Origin of the sequence: Pseudidiomarina sediminum DSM 21906 (assembly GCF_000423165.1) — a bacterium.
GTDB lineage: Bacteria > Pseudomonadota > Gammaproteobacteria > Enterobacterales > Alteromonadaceae > Pseudidiomarina > Pseudidiomarina sediminum.
The window spans coordinates 185,319-206,038 of sequence record NZ_AUHL01000005.1; the positions used below are offsets into that span (position 1 = coordinate 185,319).

The 20,720-nt window shown below is 50.3% G+C and carries 14 protein-coding genes; 1 reads left to right on the top strand and 13 read right to left on the bottom strand.

Annotated elements, in window-relative coordinates; all coding sequences use genetic code 11:
* Position 1: 1 nt before the first annotated feature.
* Positions 2–787 (top strand): SDR family oxidoreductase, encoded by a 786-nt coding sequence (locus tag G535_RS0100835; protein ID WP_026860333.1) that lies wholly within the window; start codon positions 2–4, stop codon positions 785–787.
* A gap of 39 nt (positions 788–826) precedes the next feature.
* Here G535_RS0100835 and G535_RS0100840 read toward each other — a convergent pair whose 3' ends face one another.
* The 13 genes from G535_RS0100840 to dnaE all read right to left on the bottom strand — a co-directional run bounded on the left by G535_RS0100840 (position 827) and on the right by dnaE (position 20,711).
* Positions 827–1,960, bottom strand: a complete 1,134-nt coding sequence (locus tag G535_RS0100840; RefSeq protein WP_026860334.1) for an energy transducer TonB — start codon at positions 1,958–1,960, stop codon at positions 827–829.
* A gap of 119 nt (positions 1,961–2,079) precedes the next feature.
* Positions 2,080–3,636: a dihydrolipoyllysine-residue acetyltransferase gene (locus tag G535_RS0100845; RefSeq protein ID WP_026860335.1), complete on the bottom strand. Its 1,557-nt coding sequence runs from the start codon at positions 3,634–3,636 to the stop codon at positions 2,080–2,082.
* A 13-nt stretch (positions 3,637–3,649) separates the two neighbouring features.
* Entirely contained in the window at positions 3,650–4,627 is a 978-nt protein-coding gene (locus G535_RS0100850; RefSeq protein WP_026860336.1) for an alpha-ketoacid dehydrogenase subunit beta, read from the bottom strand.
* A complete protein-coding gene (locus G535_RS0100855; RefSeq protein ID WP_026860337.1) occupies positions 4,627–5,826 on the bottom strand; it encodes a thiamine pyrophosphate-dependent dehydrogenase E1 component subunit alpha in 1,200 nt (399 codons plus the stop codon). Before G535_RS0100855 ends, G535_RS0100850 begins: the two co-directional genes overlap by 1 nt.
* 86 nt (positions 5,827–5,912) lie before the next feature.
* On the bottom strand, positions 5,913–6,956 hold the full coding sequence (astE, locus tag G535_RS0100860) for a succinylglutamate desuccinylase (protein ID WP_026860338.1): 1,044 nt from the start codon (positions 6,954–6,956) through the stop codon (positions 5,913–5,915).
* Positions 6,943–7,683, bottom strand: coding sequence for a DUF599 domain-containing protein (locus G535_RS0100865; RefSeq protein WP_026860339.1), 741 nt, complete (start codon positions 7,681–7,683; stop codon positions 6,943–6,945). The genes astE and G535_RS0100865 overlap by 14 nt, the downstream gene beginning before the upstream one ends.
* Before the next feature lie 117 nt (positions 7,684–7,800).
* The gene (locus G535_RS0100870) at positions 7,801–10,968 is read right to left on the bottom strand and encodes an efflux RND transporter permease subunit (RefSeq protein ID WP_051206871.1); all 3,168 of its coding nucleotides are present in this window, start codon (positions 10,966–10,968) and stop codon (positions 7,801–7,803) included.
* Between the two features lie 11 nt (positions 10,969–10,979).
* Entirely contained in the window at positions 10,980–12,149 is a 1,170-nt protein-coding gene (locus tag G535_RS0100875; RefSeq protein WP_157981194.1) for an efflux RND transporter periplasmic adaptor subunit, read from the bottom strand.
* A 182-nt stretch (positions 12,150–12,331) separates the two neighbouring features.
* Positions 12,332–14,299 (bottom strand): monovalent cation:proton antiporter family protein, encoded by a 1,968-nt coding sequence (locus tag G535_RS0100880; protein ID WP_026860342.1) that lies wholly within the window; start codon positions 14,297–14,299, stop codon positions 12,332–12,334.
* Positions 14,296–15,195, bottom strand: a complete 900-nt coding sequence (locus tag G535_RS0100885) for a DMT family transporter (RefSeq protein WP_051206872.1) — start codon at positions 15,193–15,195, stop codon at positions 14,296–14,298. The genes G535_RS0100880 and G535_RS0100885 overlap by 4 nt, the downstream gene beginning before the upstream one ends.
* A gap of 13 nt (positions 15,196–15,208) precedes the next feature.
* Complete coding sequence (gene tilS / locus G535_RS12565; RefSeq protein WP_051206873.1) at positions 15,209–16,210, bottom strand: tRNA lysidine(34) synthetase TilS; 1,002 nt, start codon at positions 16,208–16,210, stop codon at positions 15,209–15,211.
* Positions 16,211–16,222: 12 nt separating this feature from the next.
* Positions 16,223–17,179 carry an acetyl-CoA carboxylase carboxyl transferase subunit alpha gene (gene accA / locus G535_RS0100895; RefSeq protein WP_026860344.1) on the bottom strand — a complete coding sequence of 319 codons (957 nt, stop codon included), beginning with the start codon at positions 17,177–17,179 and terminating at the stop codon, positions 16,223–16,225.
* Between the two features lie 37 nt (positions 17,180–17,216).
* Positions 17,217–20,711 carry a DNA polymerase III subunit alpha gene (dnaE, locus tag G535_RS0100900; RefSeq protein WP_026860345.1) on the bottom strand — a complete coding sequence of 1,165 codons (3,495 nt, stop codon included), beginning with the start codon at positions 20,709–20,711 and terminating at the stop codon, positions 17,217–17,219.
* Between the last annotated feature and the right edge of the window lie 9 nt (positions 20,712–20,720).

The following is a 20,720-nucleotide window of genomic DNA, read 5'->3' on the forward strand; positions in this document are numbered from 1 at the left end:
TATGCAGTACTACTCAGGTAAAACTGTGTGGTTGACCGGTGCCTCTTCAGGCATCGGTCTTGCCATGGCTGAGCAACTTGCCGAGGCAGGTGCCCACCTGATTTTAACGTCACGCCGTGCCGAAGCGCTTGAGGAAGTCCGTCAGCGCCTCGCCCACCCTGAACGCCACCGAGTCCTCGCTCTCGACCTAAGTCAGCCAGAGCAAGCCGCTACGGAAGCGCAACAGGCACTTGGCGATCAGGTGATTGATATTCTCATCAATAATGCCGGTGTCTCACAACGTTCCTTGATCCTTGAAACCGATCTGAGTGTGTACCGTCAACTGATGGAAATCGACTACTTTGCCGTAGTCGCCCTCACCAAATTGGTGCTACCGCGTATGCTTGAACGTCGCAGTGGACACATTGTCACCGTGTCATCGGTAGCGGGCAAAGTCGGCACTAAACTGCGCAGTGGTTATAACGGTGCTAAGTTTGGTGTGCTTGGGTTTATGGATGCGCTGCGCGCCGAAACTCATACGCATCAACTTGTCGTAACCTCTATTCTGCCGGGCTTTATCAACACTCAAGTGGCGCACAACTCGCTGACGGGGAATGGCTCAGCCTTAGGTCACGAAGACCCTGATAATGCCGGAGGTATTTCTGCGGAGGAATGTGCGCGTCAATCGCTCAAAGCTATTGCCGCGCAAAAAGCTGAAGTGGTCGTGGGTTCTGGCTTATCGAAGCTTGCGCCATTGTTACAGCGCTTCTGGCCGGGCTTAGTACGACGTATTGTCGCCAAGCGCTAATTTGTTGTCGCTGCCTTGGGCAGCGACACCTTCATGACGCTAGAAGAAAATTGGACGCTTGCCACTCTGCTTCTCAATAGAAAAATCAAGCTGGACCTTCAGCCCATCAGCTCGAACAAATTCTCCATTCACAAACCCTGGCGCATAACGCCACATTGCCAATGCTTCTTTCGCGGCGATACCAAAGTATTCGCTGGTCTGCTCAACAACTTCGATATCACTTACGCCACCGTCTTCGTTGACAGCAAAGCTCAGGAGCACTGCGCCACCCTTATCGTTTTGCAGTTCTTCGGTCGGATAGCTTGGGCTCGTACGATAAATCACCGTCGGTTCATGCTTTGCCTCACCTAAGTTCACACTTAGCCGAGAGACGGACTGTGCATGCAGCGCTGCCTCTTTGTCTTCTTTACGCTTGCTGTGAATCCGCGCCAAGCTAGTATGCGCTGCGATGCGTAGCTTTAGCATTTCCGGCGCGTCTGACTCGGGTAAATTAACGATGCGGCGCAAGGTCGACATCGCACTGGTGTGATTATTGTCAGCCTCGTCGTGGCTCGCAATATTGTAGGCCGCGGTCAGGGTGTGCAAATGCGTATCACCCAAGCGCTCAGCGCTTAACTGATACAGCTTTTGCCAACGTGATTTCTCTGAAAGACCATGGTTGAGGAGTTCTGTGGCGAAGAGTACCCGCATGCCAATCACACGCTCGGGTTGCTCATTTACATACTGATTGAGGATGGTTTCAGCTTCTTGTACGTAACCCTTCGTTGCCGCGCTGTCCTTGCCTGCCACGGAACGAACACCAATGAGTAAAGGCGCGACGACCTCATATGCATCCTCACCATAAGCACTGCGAAACACAGTGATCATCTGTGCGGTAAGTTGCTGATACTGCTCTTGTTGGAGTGTCTCGGGAGCTAAAGACAACAAATAATTCATTAACAGGGTCGCGGTATTAATATCGTTTTCGCCAAAATAATCTTGTCCGGCCTGCCAAGCCTCGCGAGCCACCTGTTGTAACTCGTCAGTTGGTGTTGTTGGCGTTTGACGCGCAGTTAAATAAGCTTGATAGCTCGACTGAAATCGCTGTTGAGCTGCTGAGGCTTCCTCGCTATACACGCTGTTACTAAAAAGTAATGCGCATAAGCCCAATCCTATTACAAATAACTGGCGCATACCGACTATCTCCTATTAACAAGTTAATAAAAAGATAACATAGCGTCTACACTAATACCAAGACCGTTAAACACAAAAAAACCGGCCTTTGGCCGGTTTTTACACTATTTATTAACTGGTTAGACCATATGCACAAGCATTGAGGTCGGATCTTCAAGGAATTCTTGCCAACGTTTGTTAAAACGCGCAATCGTCCCGCCATCAATGATCCTATGGTCACCTGACCAACTTACCGTCATGATGTTACGCGCAACCACATTCCCTTGCGCATCAAAACGCGGTAACTGTTGTACTTTACCCAATGCCACAATTGCCGCTTCAGGTTTGTTAATAATCGGCGTCGCTACCGTGCCACCAATCACCCCGATATTCGAGATTGAAATGGTTCCGCCTTTCATATCTTCTTGCGCCACGCGACCTTCACGCGCTGCTTGCGTTAGACGCGTCACTTCGTTGGCGACATCAATCAAGCTCTTGTTTTGTACTTGCTTCACATTCGGAACCAGCAACCCAATTTTGGTATCCACTGCCATACCGATATTGTGATCATCGAAGTATGTCAACTCAGTGCACGCGTCATTAACTTGCGCGTTCATGATTGGGAACTCTTTCAATGCCAACGACAGCGCTTTGATAAAGAACGGCATCATAGTGATACGAATACCTTCGTCTTTATACCGCTCTTTCAGCTGCTTCTGCAGCGCCATTACCGCCGTCAGATCGAATTCATCGGCATAGGTAAAGTGCGGGATCGTACTGACCGATTGGACCATCGCTTTCGCCATCGCCGCTTTCACGCCGCGAATCGCTTCTGTCCGTGTTCCGCCCGTTACTTGTGTCTGTGGCGTCGCTGCTTGCGGGGCTGATGCAGTAGTTGCTGAAGTCGTATCGCCTTTGGCGAAGCGCTCAACGTCTTCTTTCATCACGCGGCCTTTCGCACCAGAACCAGTTACTTGGCTCAAGTCAATATTTAGCTCACGCGCACGTCGGCGCACTGCTGGGCTAGCAATCGCCTTGCCAGAACGAACCTCTGTCTCAGCCTGTGCAGGCGCTGCTGTAGCGACCTCTGCTACGGCAGGTTTTGGCGCTTCGTTAGCGGCCGCTGGAGCGTCACTACCGCCTTCTACGCGAACGGCAAACAAAGGTTCGTGTACTTTGGCGATATCACCTTGTTTGTAATAAAGCTTTTCAACTACACCGTGCTCTTTGGCGGGAATTTGTACCAAGGCTTTATCGGTCATCACATCAACCACAGGTTGATCTTCTTCGATGACATCGCCTTCTTTTACCTGCCACTCAACGATTTCGCACTCAACAATACCTTCACCGATATCCGGTAAGATAAAGTCTGTTACACTACTCCCACTTGCCACCGCCGCCGGTTGCGCCGTTGCCGCAGGTTGTTCAGGTGCAGTCTCATCAGCACTTACATCGTCCCCGTCGGCACGAATCGCAAACAGTGGCGCGTGCACTTGGGCAATTTCACCTTGCTGATAATAAAGCTTCGTAACAACACCATCTTCTTTGGCCGGAATTTGCACCAAAGCTTTATCGGTCATCACATCAACCACAGGTTGATCTTCTTTAATGCTGTCACCCTCTTTGACCAGCCACTCGACGATTTCACACTCGACGATGCCTTCGCCGATATCGGGTAAGATAAAATCTTTACTCATCGCTTAGGCCCTCTTAATAGGTCATCGAAGCTTTAATGGCTTCGTAAACTTTCAGGTGGTCAACGAAGTATTCTTTCTCGTGACTCAATGGGTACGGCGTATCGAGACCACACACTCGCGCAATTGGCGACTCAAGGTACAAGAAACATTTGTCTTGAATGGTCGCAGCAACTTCACTGGCAAAGCCGTTGGTCAGTGGCGCTTCTTGGGTCACGACTAAACGACCGGTCTTTTTCACCGAGGCAGCAACGGTGTCGTAGTCCCACGGTAGTAAGCTCACCAAGTCGATAATTTCGCAATCAATGCCTTGCTCAGCGGCCATATCGGCAGCTTTCTCAGCCATCTCGACTTGGGCACCCCAAGCAACGATGGTCAGGTCTTTACCTTCACGCACCACGTCCGCTTTGCCTAACTCTAAGGTGTATTCACCTTCAGGCACTTCGCCCGTCGAGGCACGATACAAGCGCTTCGGCTCCATGAATAACACTGGGTTCGGATCGAAAATCGCGCTGAGCAACAAACCTTTCGCCATGTATGGGTTACGTGGCATGACAATCTTCAAGCCAGGCGTATGAGCAAAGTAGGCTTCTGGTGACTGCGAGTGGTAGTGACCACCGGCAATACCACCACCGTATGGTGTACGAATGGTTAACCCACCCACGTTAAACTCATTGCCTGAACGGTAACGGAACTTCGCCGACTCGTTTACGATTTGGTCAAACGCTGGGAAGATGTAGTCACCAAACTGGATTTCCGCCACGGCGTAGCTGCCTTGTGACGCGAGACCGTTGGCAAAACCAAGAATACCTTGCTCGACCAGCGGCGTATTAAAGTTACGGTGACGACCATACTTTTCGGTCAACCCAGAAGTCGCTCGGAACACGCCACCAAAGGCGCCGGTATCTTCACCGAAGCTGTATACTTTGTCGCTTTTTGCCATCGCCAAATCAAGCGCGCTGTTGATGGCCTGCAATAAATTCATTTTCGCCATTATTTTTCTCCCCCGTCCATGCGCGACGCAGTTTTCGGGTACGCCTCTGGGTACTTACGAATATGCGCTTTAAGCTCTTCAAGTTGCTCTTGCAACTGCTTGGTTGGGGTATCGTACACATCCTTAATTAATTCATCGATGTGTGGCACCGGTACTTTCTCGGCATCTTTCAATGCAGCCAATACTGCGGCTTTTTTCTCGGCGTAATTCTCTTCAGCAGCTTCTTTGGTAAGCCACTTTTGTGCCATCAGGTAGCTTTCAAAGCGCGCCAACGGATCTTTTGCGCGCCATGCAGCTTCCTCTTCACGGGTACGATACCCGGTCGGATCATCAGAAGTTGAGTGGCCCGCCATACGGTACGACATGCCCTCAATCAATACTGGCTCATTCTCTTCAACAGCCAATTTACGCGCCAATTGGGTCGCTTGATACACTGCGAAAATGTCATTGCCATCAACACGGATGGTTTTCATGCCATAAGCCACACCACGTGGGGCAATACCGTCACCGGCATATTGCTCACCCTGAGATGGCGTTGAAATGGCATAACCGTTGTTACGGCAGAAGAAAATAACGGGAACTTTATACACTGCGGCCATATTCAAGGCGGCGTGGAAGTCACCCTCAGAAGCGGCACCTTCACCGAAGTAGCAAAGGGTACAGTTGCCGGTTTGGTCCATTTTCTGACCGTAGGCATATCCTGTCGCTTGTGGGATTTGGGTCGCAAGTGGCGAAGCAATGGTCATGAAGTTTAACGCCGCGCAACCATAGTGCACTGGCATCTGACGACCTTTACCTAAATCACGCTCGTTCGAGAACAACTGATTCATGAACTGCTCAACAGTGAAGCCACGGAACGCCAAGGCGCCCTGCTCACGATACTGTCCCATGATCATGTCACCATCATCAAGTGCAGCGGCAGAGCCAATGCTGGCAGCCTCTTCACCGAGTGATGACAAATAGAAACTGATCCGTCCTTGACGCTGCGCAGCAATCATACGCTCATCCAAAATACGAATGAACTGCATGGTGTCATGCATCTTTAGTGCAAGTTCTTTATCGATTGCAGGAACGCTTGCGCCTTTTTGAACGCTGCCGTCTTCTTTGAGGATTTGCAGCATGGGGATTTGCAACGCAGAACCGTCAATAAACTGCGGTTCGGTCACAATATCAAGCTGATGTTGTTTGTCCTGTGCCATAACTTTCTCGTTCTAAGAAAAATTGCGCTCACTTTACCTTTACGTCAACTGACATGCAAATAAGTGAGCGTCGGTTTGCACAAAAATCAGACCAGTTGTAACCCCTCAACAGGTAATTCTACAACGGTCAGAAGTGCCCGCTGTCCCAATGCTACCTTAGCATTCGGGAAAATAATCCGTTCGCCGTCCTGACTCACGCGATACTCGGTATCGCCATCAGTGGCCAATAATTCCCCTTTCGCAAATGCCGTAAAATTCGCCACATCATCAGGAAAATGCAGGGTAAAATTCTCGACTGTACGGTTTATTGTACGGTAGACGTCGTAAACTTTTGTCCGTGCCGGATCAAACGTCGGCAAGCGCAACTCACGTTCGCAAATTAAGGCGGTAAACATACGTTCCGCAGCAGCGAACTTGCTTCGGTCATTTTCGCCAAACGGACGTACTTTTCCGAGCTCAACGGTAAAAGCATCGGCCCCGTGGGTGCGCGCACTGTAGTAACTGAAGGTCGTGGTCGGCGCTTGATTCAAGAGTAAGGTCTCAACCCCGCACTCGGCCAAAAAGGTAAACTGTTCTTTCTTGTACGGCGCGCCGTGAGTAAACGGATACACTGCGAACTTTTCATACTGAGAATCACGGATCGCAGTATGCAAATCGTAATGAAAACGACGACGTTCGCCCGCCGGCGCATTCGCATAAAAGCTGCTGACATAGTGTTCGAGGTTTGCCGCGCGATGGTGTTCAGGCGTATCGCCATTGGCATGAGCACCACTAAATAAGCGGTTCATGTTCATATCCACAAAGCGTTTACCAATGCTAATCGCAGCCGGGTTGGCAATCAAAAACAAGGTTCGCTGCACCGGTTTAATCTCACCACGCAAGATGGCATGAATGATGTCGCGAACAATTTCAATTGGTGCGGTCTCATCACCGTGCACAGCACACGACAGCACCACATCTTTATCGCCAGGCTGCTCTGGCTCAACGCTGATCACGCCATAGTCTTGAAACAATAGCGCACCGCCGTCATACGCAATACGTCGGTTTAATAATTGTTGGTCATTCTCAAGTGGTTCACCGGCCGCTCCTTTGAGGGTCCAGGTTAAAACATCCACATCATTGTGCGTCACGCTCTGACTCCTGTTGATTAATTCGTCCTGGTTCCAGCCCTTTTGTCGCTAACAAGGCGCGCAACACGCGCGAACGATACTCGCGACGGTACAATACGCTAACCACCAAAATGGTGGCGATCACAAACAACGCAGGATGTAAGAACCAGCTCAAATAAGCCAGTGCAAAGTAATACGAGCGTAGTCCGTTGTTGTACTCATGCCCCGCTTGGTCCAATACTTTAGCCGACTGACGGGCAAAAATTTCGCGCTGCTCATCAGTGAACTCAGTACTACGATACTGCGGCGCTGCGCCCATCAATACCGAGACAAAACCAAACTGGCGAATCGCCCAGGTAAATTTGAAAAAGGCAAACACGAAAATCAGCGACAGTACGGCCAATTTAAACTGCACTTTCTCGGGTGCCGTATCAGCGGTAAAGGGTAAGGAATGTAAAACATCCACAACTTTGTCAGCCGACGCCAATAAGGTCAGCACACCGGCGAGCACCAGTACCGTTGACGAGGCAAAAAAGGTCACCGTACGCTCAAGGTTACCCAGTAAGCTAGCGTCGGCAATTTGGTGTTCTTTACGGGTCAACGTCGTCATCCAATCGATCCGGAGCTGACGTAAAACATGGGACAAACTATAGGTAGTACGTGCTCGGATGCGAGCGAACTGGGTGTATGAAACCCAAACCGTTACGAAGAATGCCAGTGTAACGATATCGAGTGTAGTGAGACTCATGCTATCGACCTTGCGCTGACTGAAGCGGTGGAAGAAAGCAGCCCTGAATGTCCAAGGCTGCTTCATTAATCATTGTAAGGTCATTAGTTTACCATCATATGACGGAATTGTCCGAGGCTAACTTTTCGGAGCCGGTTTCTCCGTCAATCCGTACCATGACAACATGGTTTTCACGCCACGCTTCGTGTCATCCAAAATCAGATACAAGCATGGGATGAGTAACAAGGTAATGACCGTGGCAAACAAAATACCGAAGCCCAGTGAAATCGCCATCGGGATCACAATTTTTGCCTGCAAACTCTTCTCAAGCACTATAGGTAATAGGCCGAAGAAGGTCGTCAAACTGGTCAAGATAATCGCTCGGAAACGCGCAGAACCAGCATCTTGAACCGCCTTACGCAATGGCACCCCTTCACGACGGGATTGGTTAACGTAATCCACCATTACCAGCGAGTCGTTCACCACGACCCCAGCAAGCGCGATGATACCGAACAAGCTTAGCACCGAGATCGGCATACCTAGAATCCAGTGACCAACGACAGCACCAATCATGCCAAATGGAATAACTGACATAATAATGAGCGGCTGACTGTACGACTTTAACGGGACGGCCATCAATGCATAAATCGCAAACAAGGCCAACACAAACCCAATCGCCAACGAACTGGTCGCTTCCGCTTCATCTTGCGAAGCACCCTCAAGTTTAACTTGCACACTTGGGTACTTATCTAAAATCGGCTGCATGTAGTCACGCTGCACTTGCTGCACCACTTCAAAGGGTTCAACACTATCTTTGTCGACCCGTGCGCGCACGTTCACCGAACGCTCACCATCGTTACGCGTAATCGTGTTATAGCCTTTCGCATGTCGAATCTCGGCCAACTCAGTAAATGGAATCAAAGCGCCATCACTTGAGCGTAACTTCATGCTTTCAAGATTACCGATGGACTGACGTTCGTCGTACGGATAGCGCACCATGATCCGCACTTCTTCATCGCCACGCTGAATCCGTTGTGCTTCCGCGCCATAGAAGGCGTAACGTACCTGGTTGGCTAACTCACTTAAGGTGATCCCCATTGCCGTCGCTAATGGCTTGGTTTCGAGAATGATTTCATCATTACCTTCGCCAAAAGTGTCTTCAACATCAAACACACCATCAAATTCTGTCAACACATCTTTGAGCTCACGCGCTGCTGCGGCAAGCTCGTCAAGGTCTTCACCGGCTAACTGGAACTCCACATCAAAGCCAGCGCCACCGGCAATACTGCCTTGGAAATTAATCGATTTCACGCCAGCAATTTCAGGCGTTTCCATACGCCAACGATTGATAATGCTAAAGCCATCAATATTGCGGTCTTCACCTTTTTCAAGCTCAACCATCACCATGCCACTGGTGTTACTATCGAGCCAAACGTTGGTATGCTTGACGATTCCCGCGCCCTCTTCGTCCTGCACTTGGGCATCCACTCGCAGCAACGCTTGGTTAATACTTTGCAAGGCTCGAATGGTTGCATCTTCAGATGAACCGGGCTGCATTTGCACGCTGGTTTGGACAAAGTCGCTTGGAATATTCGGGAAGAAAACCCAGCGTACCACCCCGCCAGAAATAAGCCCGAACATTAAAATAAACATGCCTAAGAAGCTCGCTAGCGTGGTATAGCGATAATGTAAACACTTCGCCAAGAACGGACGGTAGAAGCGCTCTACAAAGGCGCGTAAGCTATCAGCAATTTTATTGCGCACACGCTGGAAAGCATTTGGCTTGGCATGCACATCTTTACTGTATTTCATGTGAGCGATGTGGGCTGGCAAAATCAACTTCGATTCGACCAAAGAAAACGCCAGACACAAGATCACCACCCAAGCAATGGACTCCCAAATGGCGCCCATACCGCCGTCAACCATCAGCATTGGAATAAAGGCCACCATGGTGGTCAACACCCCAAAGGTTGCTGGTATGGCAACTTTTTTCGCACCACGCACCACGTTGTCAATCGACTTGCCGTTGTTTTCAATTTCAGTGTAGGCGCTCTCGCCTATGACAATGGCATCATCGACCACGATCCCCAGCACCAAAATAAAACCAAACAAACTGATCATGTTGATGGAGATATCAAACATCGGCAGTGGCATTAACGCGATGGTTCCCAAGAAACAAATCGGAATGCCTAACATGACCCAAAATGCTAACCGCAATTGTAAGAAGAGCGATAACATCAGGAAAACCAAAAAGCCGCCGTAAATCATGTTATCGATCATTAAATCAAGACGACCTTGCAGGTAGTAAGAAGAGTCTCCCCAATGGGCAATCTGCACTTCTGGCGGTAGCTCTTTTTGCTTGCGCTCAACGTAATTACGCACGGCTTCAGCAACGGCGAGATCGTTTTGATCGCCTACCGAGTCAACTTTAACGAAGGTTGCAGGCTTACCGTCAAACTCAGTGAAGCGACGACGCTCAATAAACTCATCTTTAACCGTCGCGATATCACCCAGCGTCAACCGCGTACCGTCAGGATTATTGATCAAAACAATGCTTTCAAACTCGTCCCCGAAATAGGCTTGATTATTGGCACGTAAGAGAATGTCGCCATTAGGCGTGCGAATCGAACCGCCAGCCACATCTAAAGAGGTGCCACGTACAGCATTCACGATTTGTTGAAAGCTTAAGTTATAGCGCTGCAGATCGTGCTCAGAGATTTCGATAGAGATTTCGTAATCACGCGCACCAACCACATCTACTTTAGTAATGCCGCCCATACTCCGCAGATCATCACGTACAGCTTTCGCCAACTCTTTTTGATTGCGCTCGGTCATGTCCCCAAAAATACTAATCCAGATCACGTTCCGCTGCGGACGCATGCGATAAATATTGGGATTTTCAATTTGTTGCGGAAAGTTCGGAATCGCATCAACGAGCATCTTCACTTCGTCCATGACCACTTGTTCATCGTAGCCATTTTCGACTTCAATGCTGACCGAGCCAAAGCCCTCACGTGCGGTCGAGGTCATGCGCTCGACACCGTCAATGTCTTCGAGAGCATCTTCGATCAGCAACAGGACGCCTTGTTCCACTTCTTGCGGCGCGGCACCCGGGAAAGGGACTTGGATACTGATCACATTGAATTCAATTTCCGGAAACATCTGTTTGCGGACTTGTGACACCATGAAAATACCGGTGATGATGATCAGCGCCATGAGTAAGTTGGCGGCCACTGCGTTGTTGGCCCACCAAGCGATAAGACCTTTTTCTTGTGGCTTGATATTACGAGGTTCTGACGATTGCATGGAAAATCTCCTTATTCGCCAGCGTCATCAGTATCGCTACTGACCACAACTTCCGTTTCATCTTCCGACGATTCAGCGGCTCCAGAACCTTCCATTTGCTGTGGCAAAGGATCGCCAGGTAAACGTACCTTCATACTCGGTAAGGCATTACTTAATTGCGTTAACACCACTTTGTCGCCACGTTGTAAACCATCACTGATCACCAGATCATTTTCCTCTTGGCGTAAAATGCTCACGCTACGACGTTGTAACCGACGCTCGTCGTCAACCACCCACACGTTACCGTCGATGGTGAGTGCAAAACGCGGAATACGCACCACGTTTTCGACAAACTTACCTTCAATATCCAATTGCACAAAACGACCGAAGCGCAACACTTGCGGATGCGTCTGTCCTTGGCGGTTGTACGGGTCGTCTACTTCGACCACACCGTAGATCACCCGACTGTTGTTATCCAAAATACCTTCACTACGTACCAAATGACCTTGCCAATGATAGGTTTGACCTGCCACGTTTGAGCTCAACTGAACCTGTGGAAACGCATCATTTTGAGAGAAGTCCGGTAGATTTAGGTACGCCAAATCTCGGTCACTTAACGGCACACGAATTTCGGCAACTTTAGTACCGAGCAGTTGGCCCACCTGACTACCTAGATTGACATACTGCCCCAAATCGACATTTTTGTTTTGCAGCAAGCCGTCAAAAGGCGCACGAACTTCAGTGCGTTCCAAGTCACGTTTGGCTTTCGCGTAGGCCGCTTCCGCAGATTTCACACCAGCAACAGCACTAGCAACTTGCGGTTCTCGCAAGCCTAGCGATGGAATCTCGCCAAGCTCCAACGACTCCCACTCTTCTTTGGCGACCCGCGCACGCGCGCTTTCCTCGGCAAGGGTTGCTTGCGCTTGCGCTAAGTTCGCTGCCGCATTTTGTAGCGCCACTTCATAGTCGCTTGGATCGATGCGCAGAAGCACTTCACCTTCTTTAAAAAAGCCACCGTTATTGAAGTTGGGAGCAATCTCAATGACTTGCCCACTGACTTGCGTCACGAGACTGGTGGTGTGCTTCGGCATCACGTTGCCTTGCCCCTGTACCGCGAGGTTGAGGTTCTCAGGCACAACTTCTTGCACTTCGACTAAGGCAGCGGGACGCTCCATGCTGCGTTTAGGAAGCTGTGGTCGCATCGACGACAGCACAAACAGAAGGATAATTGCGAGAATAATTATTGTAGGTGGTAAAACTGCGCGTTTTGGAAAGGCCATTGTCGATTGATTTCCATGAGTTCGTTAATTTCTAGCATATAGTATGCGGGAATAAGTGACGAACAAGAAAGCAGTTTATGTTGCGAGATGTAACAAATGTAACATTATCCATTCAATAGATAACTTTCACTTGCTTCAATCGCGCGGGGGCCGCCCGCCAGCACTACGACATCATCTTGGTGCAAGACAAAATCACCACGTACTTCCGTAAACTCTTCTTCGCCGCGACGGACGGATTTCACTGTAACTGCGAGCTCATCCAACGCCAGTCGTTTTAACTCTTTACCGCACGCATAGGCGCTATCAGAAAGCTGGACCGCGTGTAAAAATTGCAAGCGATCAATTTTCTCTGGGTCCATATCGGTGGTCTCACCGGGATAAAACCCATGCATCTCGCCATAATGCGAGCGCCGTGCTTGATCAAGCCGCGAGAGGATCCGGCGGATCGGAATGCCCGAGCGACTGAGTACTTGCGACACTAACATTAGACTCGCTTCTAGAGTATCTGGCACCACTTGGGTTGCACCCGCCTCCATCAATTGTTGCAGATGCAAGTCATCACGCGAACGTACAATAATTTCAGCGTGTTCATTCAATTCTCGAATCGACTTCAACACTTCAAGTGCTTTCAAGTCTTCGGCGAAACTAATAATAATCAGTTCAACCTGTTCAGCATGGACCGCTTTTAAAATATCCCGCCGCGCCGCGTCGCCGTAATACACTTTGTCACCACCGGCAATCGCTTCTTGCACACGACGTGTGTCATGGTCAATCGCCAAGTGGTCAATGCCTTCTTGCGTCAAGAAACGACTGACCGTTTGACCGACTCGACCATAGCCTAATACCAGCACTTGCTTTGGCTCGCTAAGTTCAGGCTGGCCGAGATCCGCCTCATTTGGCTCTGCAACCTTGCGTAACAATGGCCGTACCAATTGTGCGCAACGTTGAATCACCAGTGGCGTAACCGCCATTCCCAACACACCGACGCCGACGAGCATTGACGCAATTTCGGCGGACAGTAACGAATAACTCAAGGCCAGCGACACTAATACGAAACCAAACTCCCCCATTTGGAAGAGCATTAGCCCTGCGCCCCAGGCGTCTTCGTCGCGCTCTTTCATATAACCCGCCAAGGTACGCACCACCAGCATTTTGATAATCCCAATGCCGAGTACCGCCAACACAATCCAATGCAAGTTGTGCATGAACACTTGCAGATCGAGTTGCATGCCTACGGTAATAAAGAAGAGGCCCATCAAGATATCGCGAAACGGCCGAATATCAGCTTCCAACTGATGCTTGTATTTACTTTCGCCGAGCATCATGCCGGCCAAAAACGCACCGAGCGCCATCGACAAACCAAACAAATGCGTTAAACCGCCCGCAACCAATGCCACCAATAGCGTTGCGAGCACAAAAAGCTCGTCGGTACGTAACCGCGCGATTTCTCGAAAAATATGTGGCAATACCCACTTACCAATGGCCATTAACACCACAACCACCCCAGCGCCCTTAACCAAGGCAACCGCGAGGCTTTCCCAGATACTGACGTCGGTTGAGCTACTTGCCAGCAAGGGAATGATAATCAACATCGGCACTACGGCGATATCTTGGAACAACAGCACCGCAACCGTCGCTTGCCCCTTGCGTGTGGTGAGCTGTGAAGACTCACCAAGTTGCTTAATCACCACCGCGGTTGAACTTAACGCCAAGGTCCCCCCAATCACCATCGCCGCTGTCCAGTCGTCCAACCAAAGGAAGGCGAGCCCCGCAAACAACAAGGTACAAATAACAACCTCACCGGCACCTAAACCAAATACCAAGCGCCGCATGGCAATCATTTTGGGTAAAGAGAACTCTAAGCCGAGCGAAAACAGCAACAACACCACCCCGAGCTCGGCAATAAAATGATAATCGTTCGGGTCTTGAATCCACGCCGTCACGTCAGGCCCAGCAACGATGCCGGCGACCAGATAGGCTAGAATCGCTGGAAGTTTGATCCGCCGAAATGCCCACACCAGCACTACGGCAATGGCGAGCAAGAGTAATACGTCGGCAAACGTTCCATTCATGTTGATTTCCTTTGCAAATAAAGTCCAAGACAGATCAAGCTTAGTCCAAATAAGGTGGTCAGTTGAATGACTTCGCCCAAAATAAAGTAAATAAGTAACAAACTAATGAAGGGGCTCAAGAAAATCAGCATCGATAATTGTGCGGTTTTTTCCGCCGTACGCATTGCCGTAAGCCACAATAAAAAAGTGATACCCATCTCAAACAAACCGACATATGCCGCCGCGGCCAGCGCCTGCCATTGCCCCCAAGGTAAGGCTTGCGGGTCAAGGGCAACGGCAATCCCCAGCAAGCCACAACCGAAGGCGAAACACCAAAACATGGCCGGAATCGGCGCATCGGTGTTTTTGGTATTGATCAGCCAATACAATGCCCACAATAAGGTGCTGAGTACCGCCAGGCCGATGCCGAGCCAGTTGGTTTCACTAAAGTTCCATTGCCCGCCGGTCGCGATCAACACCACCCCACTGTAAGCAATCAGCATGGCAACAAATTCACGGGCCGATAAGCGTTGCTTTAGGATTGGCACGGCCAATAAAGCCATGGTAATCGCCCAAGTATAGTTAATGGCTTGCGCTTGTTGCGCTGGCAACTGGTCGTATGCGGCGAACAACACCCAATAATACGTAAAGGGGTTCAGCGCACCTTGTGCTAAATAAAACAACCAACGCCGCCGGCCTAAGGCTAAGGTTTCCCGCACGCGCCCTTGCCACAACAACAGCGTTGCAAACACCGTAGTGCTGGTCAAGGCCGCCAGAAACAACAAGTGTAAGGGGGATAAATAACCTAAGGCGATTTTGAACGCCGTTGCGACCGTTGACCAAAGCCCCACAGCCATGAGGCCAAAAACCATCGCACGACGCTGATTCAGTGGTGCTGAAACGGCGGATGTGGTCATCGTGACTCCTTGCTTAAACCCGTTGGTGCAGTTGTAAGAAGCGTTCGCGGGTACGCGAAACGTAATGATTGCCCCACGCGACTTGGGGCTGACGATCATTGCCGGTATGGAGCATTTGCACGCGCAGCTGTTCTAACTGAGCGTAAGATGGCATGCGCGCACCTTGTTGTTGCAACCAGGCTCGCAACAAGGCGCGTTGGGTGACCACCGACTGCTTCGCTACAGGCTCAACGGCTAAGGCTCCGTCACTACGGGTCCATTGTGCCAGTTGTGCGCCTAGCAATTCATCTAACACCTGCTGCTGCTCGGCACACAGCTGTGCACTACGCAATACCGCATCACCAAAATGTGGCCAGCGCTGTTCTAAGCGCGTCACAATTTCGTGCCGTAGAAAGTTACGATCGATGCTGGTGTCATAGTTGGTATCATCTTCAATCCAAAACAATTGGTGCTGATGGGCATAGGCATAAATTTCGGCCTTACTCACCCCAATGAGAGGCCGCAGCCATACCTGCTCGCCTGGGCGCTCAGCGGCGTCTGCGGTAATACATTGCGCCATCGCAGCTAAACCTTTTGGCCCGGCACCACGTTTGAGTTGCAGTAAAAAGGTTTCGATTTGATCGTTGCGATGCTGCCCTAGCAACATCACCGCCCCAGGCTCCACCAGTTCACTTAAGCGTTGATAGCGCGCATCACGCCCTGCAGCTTCTTTACTCACGCGCGCGCCAAGCGGCACAGGCAAGGTTTCACAATGCATTGGAAACTGTCGCCGCGCACAGTCAGCCACGAGGCCACTTGCCCAAGCTTCAGAATCAGGATGAAAGTGATGATCAAGATGAATGGCGAGATAGCGGTACTGAGGATGTTCGCTGCGCCAGCGATCAAGTAAGTCGAGAATTGTTTGCGAATCAGCGCCACCACCGAGGCAGGCGACAATTTGCTGTTGCGGACGCAGCGCTAACTGAGTTAGCGCTGCGTTGAAGTCAGAATAGAGATCACGATAGCTAGGAAGCACGGCAATCGAAGGTTAACAATAACCAAACGACATCAGCTTCTGATAACGTTGTTCCAGCAATGCCGTGCGATCAAGGCCTTTTAAGTCTGCCAAATCGCTTTGAATGCGTTGCTTCAAACGTTGCGCCATTTGTTCATAATCACGGTGCGCACCACCTAAAGGTTCAGGAACGATGTTATCAATAAGACCGAGTTCCAAACTACGGTCCGCCGTCACACCCATCGCTTCCGCTGCGAGCGACGCTTTCTCTGCGCTCTTCCACAAAATCGAGGCACAACCTTCTGGTGAAATTACTGAATAGGTTGAGTGCTGTAACATGTTCACGCGGTCACCGACGCCAATCGCCAAAGCACCACCTGAACCACCTTCGCCAATGACGGTACACACAATAGGTACATTCAAACGCGCCATCACTTTCAGGTTGCGAGCAATGGCTTCAGACTGACCACGTTCTTCCGCACCAATGCCTGGGTAAGCACCCGGGGTGTCAATGAAGGTAATGATTGGCATTTTGAAACGCTCAGCCATTTCCATCAAACGCAAGGCTTTACGGTAACCTTCAGGTTTTGGCATGCCGAAGTTACGACGAATCTTTTCTTTGGTTTCACGGCCTTTTTGGTGGCCAATAATCATCACCGGCTGCCCGTCCAGACGCGCAGTACCGCCAACAATCGCGCGGTCATCAGCAAAGGCACGATCGCCTGCTAACTCATCAAAATCGGTGAAAATATGCTCAATATAATCAAGCGTGTAAGGGCGTAGCGGATGACGCGCCATTTGCGCGACTTGCCAAGCACCGAGGTCACCAAAGATTTTTTCAATCAATTGCTCGCGCTTCTCTTGCAACTTGGCAATCTCTTCTTCAATCGAGATATCAAAGTCGCCTTTCGCGCCGACGGCTTTTAACTCGTCAATTTGCGCTTGCAGCTCAGCAATTGGTTTTTCAAACTCTAAAAAATGCAAATTCATTTGGACTCCCATTCACTCCAGCACCTGCCGCAGTGGATCAAAATTCTAGCGTGACGTGTTGCGCTCCAAGCTGTTGTTCCAGCTCGTATAATAATTCATCTTCAGGGGTCACGAACCACTCGGTACCCGCATTATAGGTGGCTTTGACATCAGTGCGATGATAGTCAAATACCAACGGGCAGGCGCCTCCTTTGTACGGCTCCAGCGTTTGCAAAAGCTGTTGCAAGGCTTTGCCTTCCAAATGTTCCGGGCGCACCGTGATCCGTAATCCCTTGGCATACTGTTCGCGAATGCCAGTGATCGTCATCACTTCTCTGGCGGTCATTGTATTGCCGCCAGAGTAATCATCAAAGCTGACCTCTCCTTTTATGACCAAAATCTGGTCTTTGGCCAGCAAATGTTCATAGGTTTCATAATCCTGTGCGAAAAAGCGTACATCAAAGCGGGCTGTTTTGTCATCTAAAGTCACAATCGCCCAACGAGCACCTTTCTTGTTCACCATCACGCGTAAATCGATCACGAGTCCGGCGATACTTGTCATCTGTTCACGCCCCGTCGGACGTACGTTGGCTAAGTTCGCCGGTACATAATTGCGCAATTCCGAGCGATAGCGATTAATCGGATGTCCAGTTAAGTATAGCCCAAGGGTTTCCCGCTCGCCGTCAAGCCAACGCGCTTCTGGCCATGGCGCAACATTCTCAAATTCTGCCGCCGGTGCGTCACTATCATCGGTTGGTGCAAGAACGCCGAATAAATCGGTTTGGCCAATGGCCTCAGCGCGCGCATGTTGCTCTGCTTGGCGCATGGCTTTTTCTAAGGTCGCGACTAAGGCGGCGCGATGCGGTCCAAGCGAGTCCATCGCGCCAGCCCGAATCAAACGCTCGAGCACACGACGATTCAACTTCTTCAAGTCAACGCGACAGCAGAAATCAAACAGGTCTTTGAAAGATCCGCCTTCTTGTCGGGCACTGAGAATGGCTTCAATCGGGCCTTCCCCTACCCCTTTAATGGCACCGATGCCGTAGACGACGTTACCTTGCTCATCAACGGTGAATTTGTATTGACCGACGTTCACATCTGGTGGCAACAGTTTCAGCCCCATCTGCTCACACTCGTCCACCAAGGTGACAATCTTGTCAGTGTTGTCCATATCGGCTGACATGACCGCCGCCATAAACTCGGCTGGATAATGGGTCTTCATCCACAAGGTTTGATACGACACCAACGCGTAGGCTGCCGAGTGTGATTTGTTAAAACCATAGCCGGCAAACTTTTCTACCAAGTCGAAGATTTTCATCGCTAAGTCAGGATCGATGCCCATCTTCTTCGCGCCTTCCGCGAAAACCTCACGCTGTTTGGCCATCTCTTCTGGCTTTTTCTTACCCATTGCACGACGCAACAAGTCAGCGCCGCCAAGTGAATAGCCTGCCAGTACCTGAGCGATCTGCATGACCTGCTCCTGGTACAAAATAACCCCGTAGGTTGGCTCTAGAATTGGCTGTAACCATTCGTGTTGGTAGTCTTTATCTGGATACGAAATAGGCTCACGACCGTGCTTACGGTCGATAAAGTTATCCACCATGCCTGATTGCAGCGGACCTGGTCGGAACAAAGCAACCAATGCGATGATGTCTTCGAAGCTATCCGGCAGCAGCTTTTTGATCAGCTGTTTCATCCCGCTTGATTCCAGCTGGAACACCGCTGTGGTCTGGGCTTTTTTCAGCAGCTGGAAGCAACGCGGATCATCCAGTGGGATCTTTTCAATGGCAATCGGCGCTGCGTTCTGGCGCGCTCGTTTAGCGTTCACCATATCTAGCGCCCATTGAATAATGGTCAGGGTACGCAGACCTAAAAAGTCAAACTTAACCAGACCGGCGGACTCAACATCGTTCTTATCAAACTGGGTGACCGGCTGTTTCCCTTCCTCATCGCAGTACAAAGGGGAAAAGTCTGTGATTTTATCTGGTGCAATAACAACACCACCAGCGTGTTTCCCGGCGTTACGGGTCACGCCCTCAAGAATACGTGCCATATCAATAAGATCACGTACGTCTTCATCTTGGTCGTACATTTCATTCAGGCGCGGTTCAATCTCGAACGCCTTCGCCAACGTCATGCCCGGGTCGCCCGGCACTAACTTGGTAATTTTATCGACAAAACCGTATGGATGCCCCAGTACCCGTCCGACATCTCGAATGGATGCCTTCGCCGCCATCGTACCGAAAGTAATGATCTGTGAGACCGCTTCACGGCCATAGAGCTCGGCAACGTGGTCGATGACCTCGTCCCGCCGTTCCATACAGAAATCGATATCAAAGTCTGGCATTGAGACCCGTTCTGGGTTCAAGAAACGTTCGAAAAGGAGATCGAGCTCTAACGGGTCAAGGTCGGTGATTTTCAGGGCATAGGCCACCAATGAGCCTGCCCCCGAACCTCGTCCAGGCCCAACTGGAATCCCGTTATCTTTTGACCATTGAATAAACTCCATCACGATCAAGAAGTAACCTGGAAAGCCCATTTGGTTGATAACATCGAGCTCAATTTTCAACCGCTCGTCATACTCAGGACGTTGTTTGGCACGCTCTTCAGGATCTGGGAACAGCGCTTCAAGACGCTCTTCTAAGCCTTCTTCGGATTTTTTCACCAAGAAGTCTTCAGGTGACATACCACCGGTTGGGAACGCTGGTAACACGTACTCATCAAGGGTGATGGTCACGTTGCAGCGTTTCGCAATTTCAATGGTGTTGGCAATAGCTTCAGGAATATCGGCAAAGAGATCGAGCATCTCTTCGGGCGTTTTCAAGTATTGTTCACGGCTATATTTCTTCGGCCGACGCTTGTCATCTAAGGTGTAACCATCGGCAACGGCAACCCGTACTTCGTGGGCTTGGAAATCTTCAGGTTTTAAGAACACCACTTCGTTGGTGGCTACGACAGGCACATCCTGCTCAGCCGCCAAAGCAACCGCCGCATGCAAGTAGTCGTCCTCTTGCGGACGCCCCGTACGCAACAGTTCTAGGTAAAAACGATCCGGAAAATACTGTTGGTAAAAGGCTAGTTCCGTCTCAGCCTCCGCTTTACGGTTTTGCAGTAGCTTGCGACCAATATCACCTTCGCGACCGCCACTTAGCAGCAACAAGCCTTCAGCATGCTCTGCCAACCAACCCTTGTTGATGCATGGGCGACCGGCACGATGGCCCGCCAAATAACCACGACTGATCAGCTGTGTTAATTGCTGATAGCCTTCGTTGTTCATGGCTAACGCAGTCAGCCGAAACGGCGTTTCTTGGCTATCGTCGTTCCAATCGTCAGGCAACACCCATAGGTCGCAACCGACAATCGGCTTTAATCCTTTGCCGTGAGCCGTGCGGTAAAAGCGCACCAAACCACACATATTCATTTGATCGGTTAAGGCAAACGCAGGCATTTGAGCATTCGCAGTGGCTTCACAGATCGGCCCAACCTTGGCAAGGCCATCAATCATCGAGAAGTCACTGTGAACCCTTAAATGAATAAATTGTGGGGCTGTCATCGAGGCGTG

Bases quoted from the DNA above. Each gene is read 5' to 3' on its own strand.
- G535_RS0100835 (WP_026860333.1), top strand. From the start codon at position 2: ATGCAGTACTACTCAGGTAAAACTGTGTGGTTGACCGGTGCCTCTTCA.
- G535_RS0100840 (WP_026860334.1), bottom strand. From the start codon at position 1,960: ATGCGCCAGTTATTTGTAATAGGATTGGGCTTATGCGCATTACTTTTT.
- G535_RS0100845 (WP_026860335.1), bottom strand. From the start codon at position 3,636: ATGAGTAAAGATTTTATCTTACCCGATATCGGCGAAGGCATCGTCGAG.
- G535_RS0100850 (WP_026860336.1), bottom strand. From the start codon at position 4,627: ATGGCGAAAATGAATTTATTGCAGGCCATCAACAGCGCGCTTGATTTG.
- G535_RS0100855 (WP_026860337.1), bottom strand. From the start codon at position 5,826: ATGGCACAGGACAAACAACATCAGCTTGATATTGTGACCGAACCGCAG.
- G535_RS0100865 (WP_026860339.1), bottom strand. From the start codon at position 7,683: ATGAGTCTCACTACACTCGATATCGTTACACTGGCATTCTTCGTAACG.
- G535_RS0100870 (WP_051206871.1), bottom strand. From the start codon at position 10,968: ATGCAATCGTCAGAACCTCGTAATATCAAGCCACAAGAAAAAGGTCTT.
- G535_RS0100875 (WP_157981194.1), bottom strand. From the start codon at position 12,149: ATGCGACCACAGCTTCCTAAACGCAGCATGGAGCGTCCCGCTGCCTTA.
- G535_RS0100880 (WP_026860342.1), bottom strand. From the start codon at position 14,299: ATGAATGGAACGTTTGCCGACGTATTACTCTTGCTCGCCATTGCCGTA.
- G535_RS0100885 (WP_051206872.1), bottom strand. From the start codon at position 15,195: ATGACCACATCCGCCGTTTCAGCACCACTGAATCAGCGTCGTGCGATG.
- accA (WP_026860344.1), bottom strand. From the start codon at position 17,179: ATGAATTTGCATTTTTTAGAGTTTGAAAAACCAATTGCTGAGCTGCAA.
- dnaE (WP_026860345.1), bottom strand. From the start codon at position 20,711: ATGACAGCCCCACAATTTATTCATTTAAGGGTTCACAGTGACTTCTCG.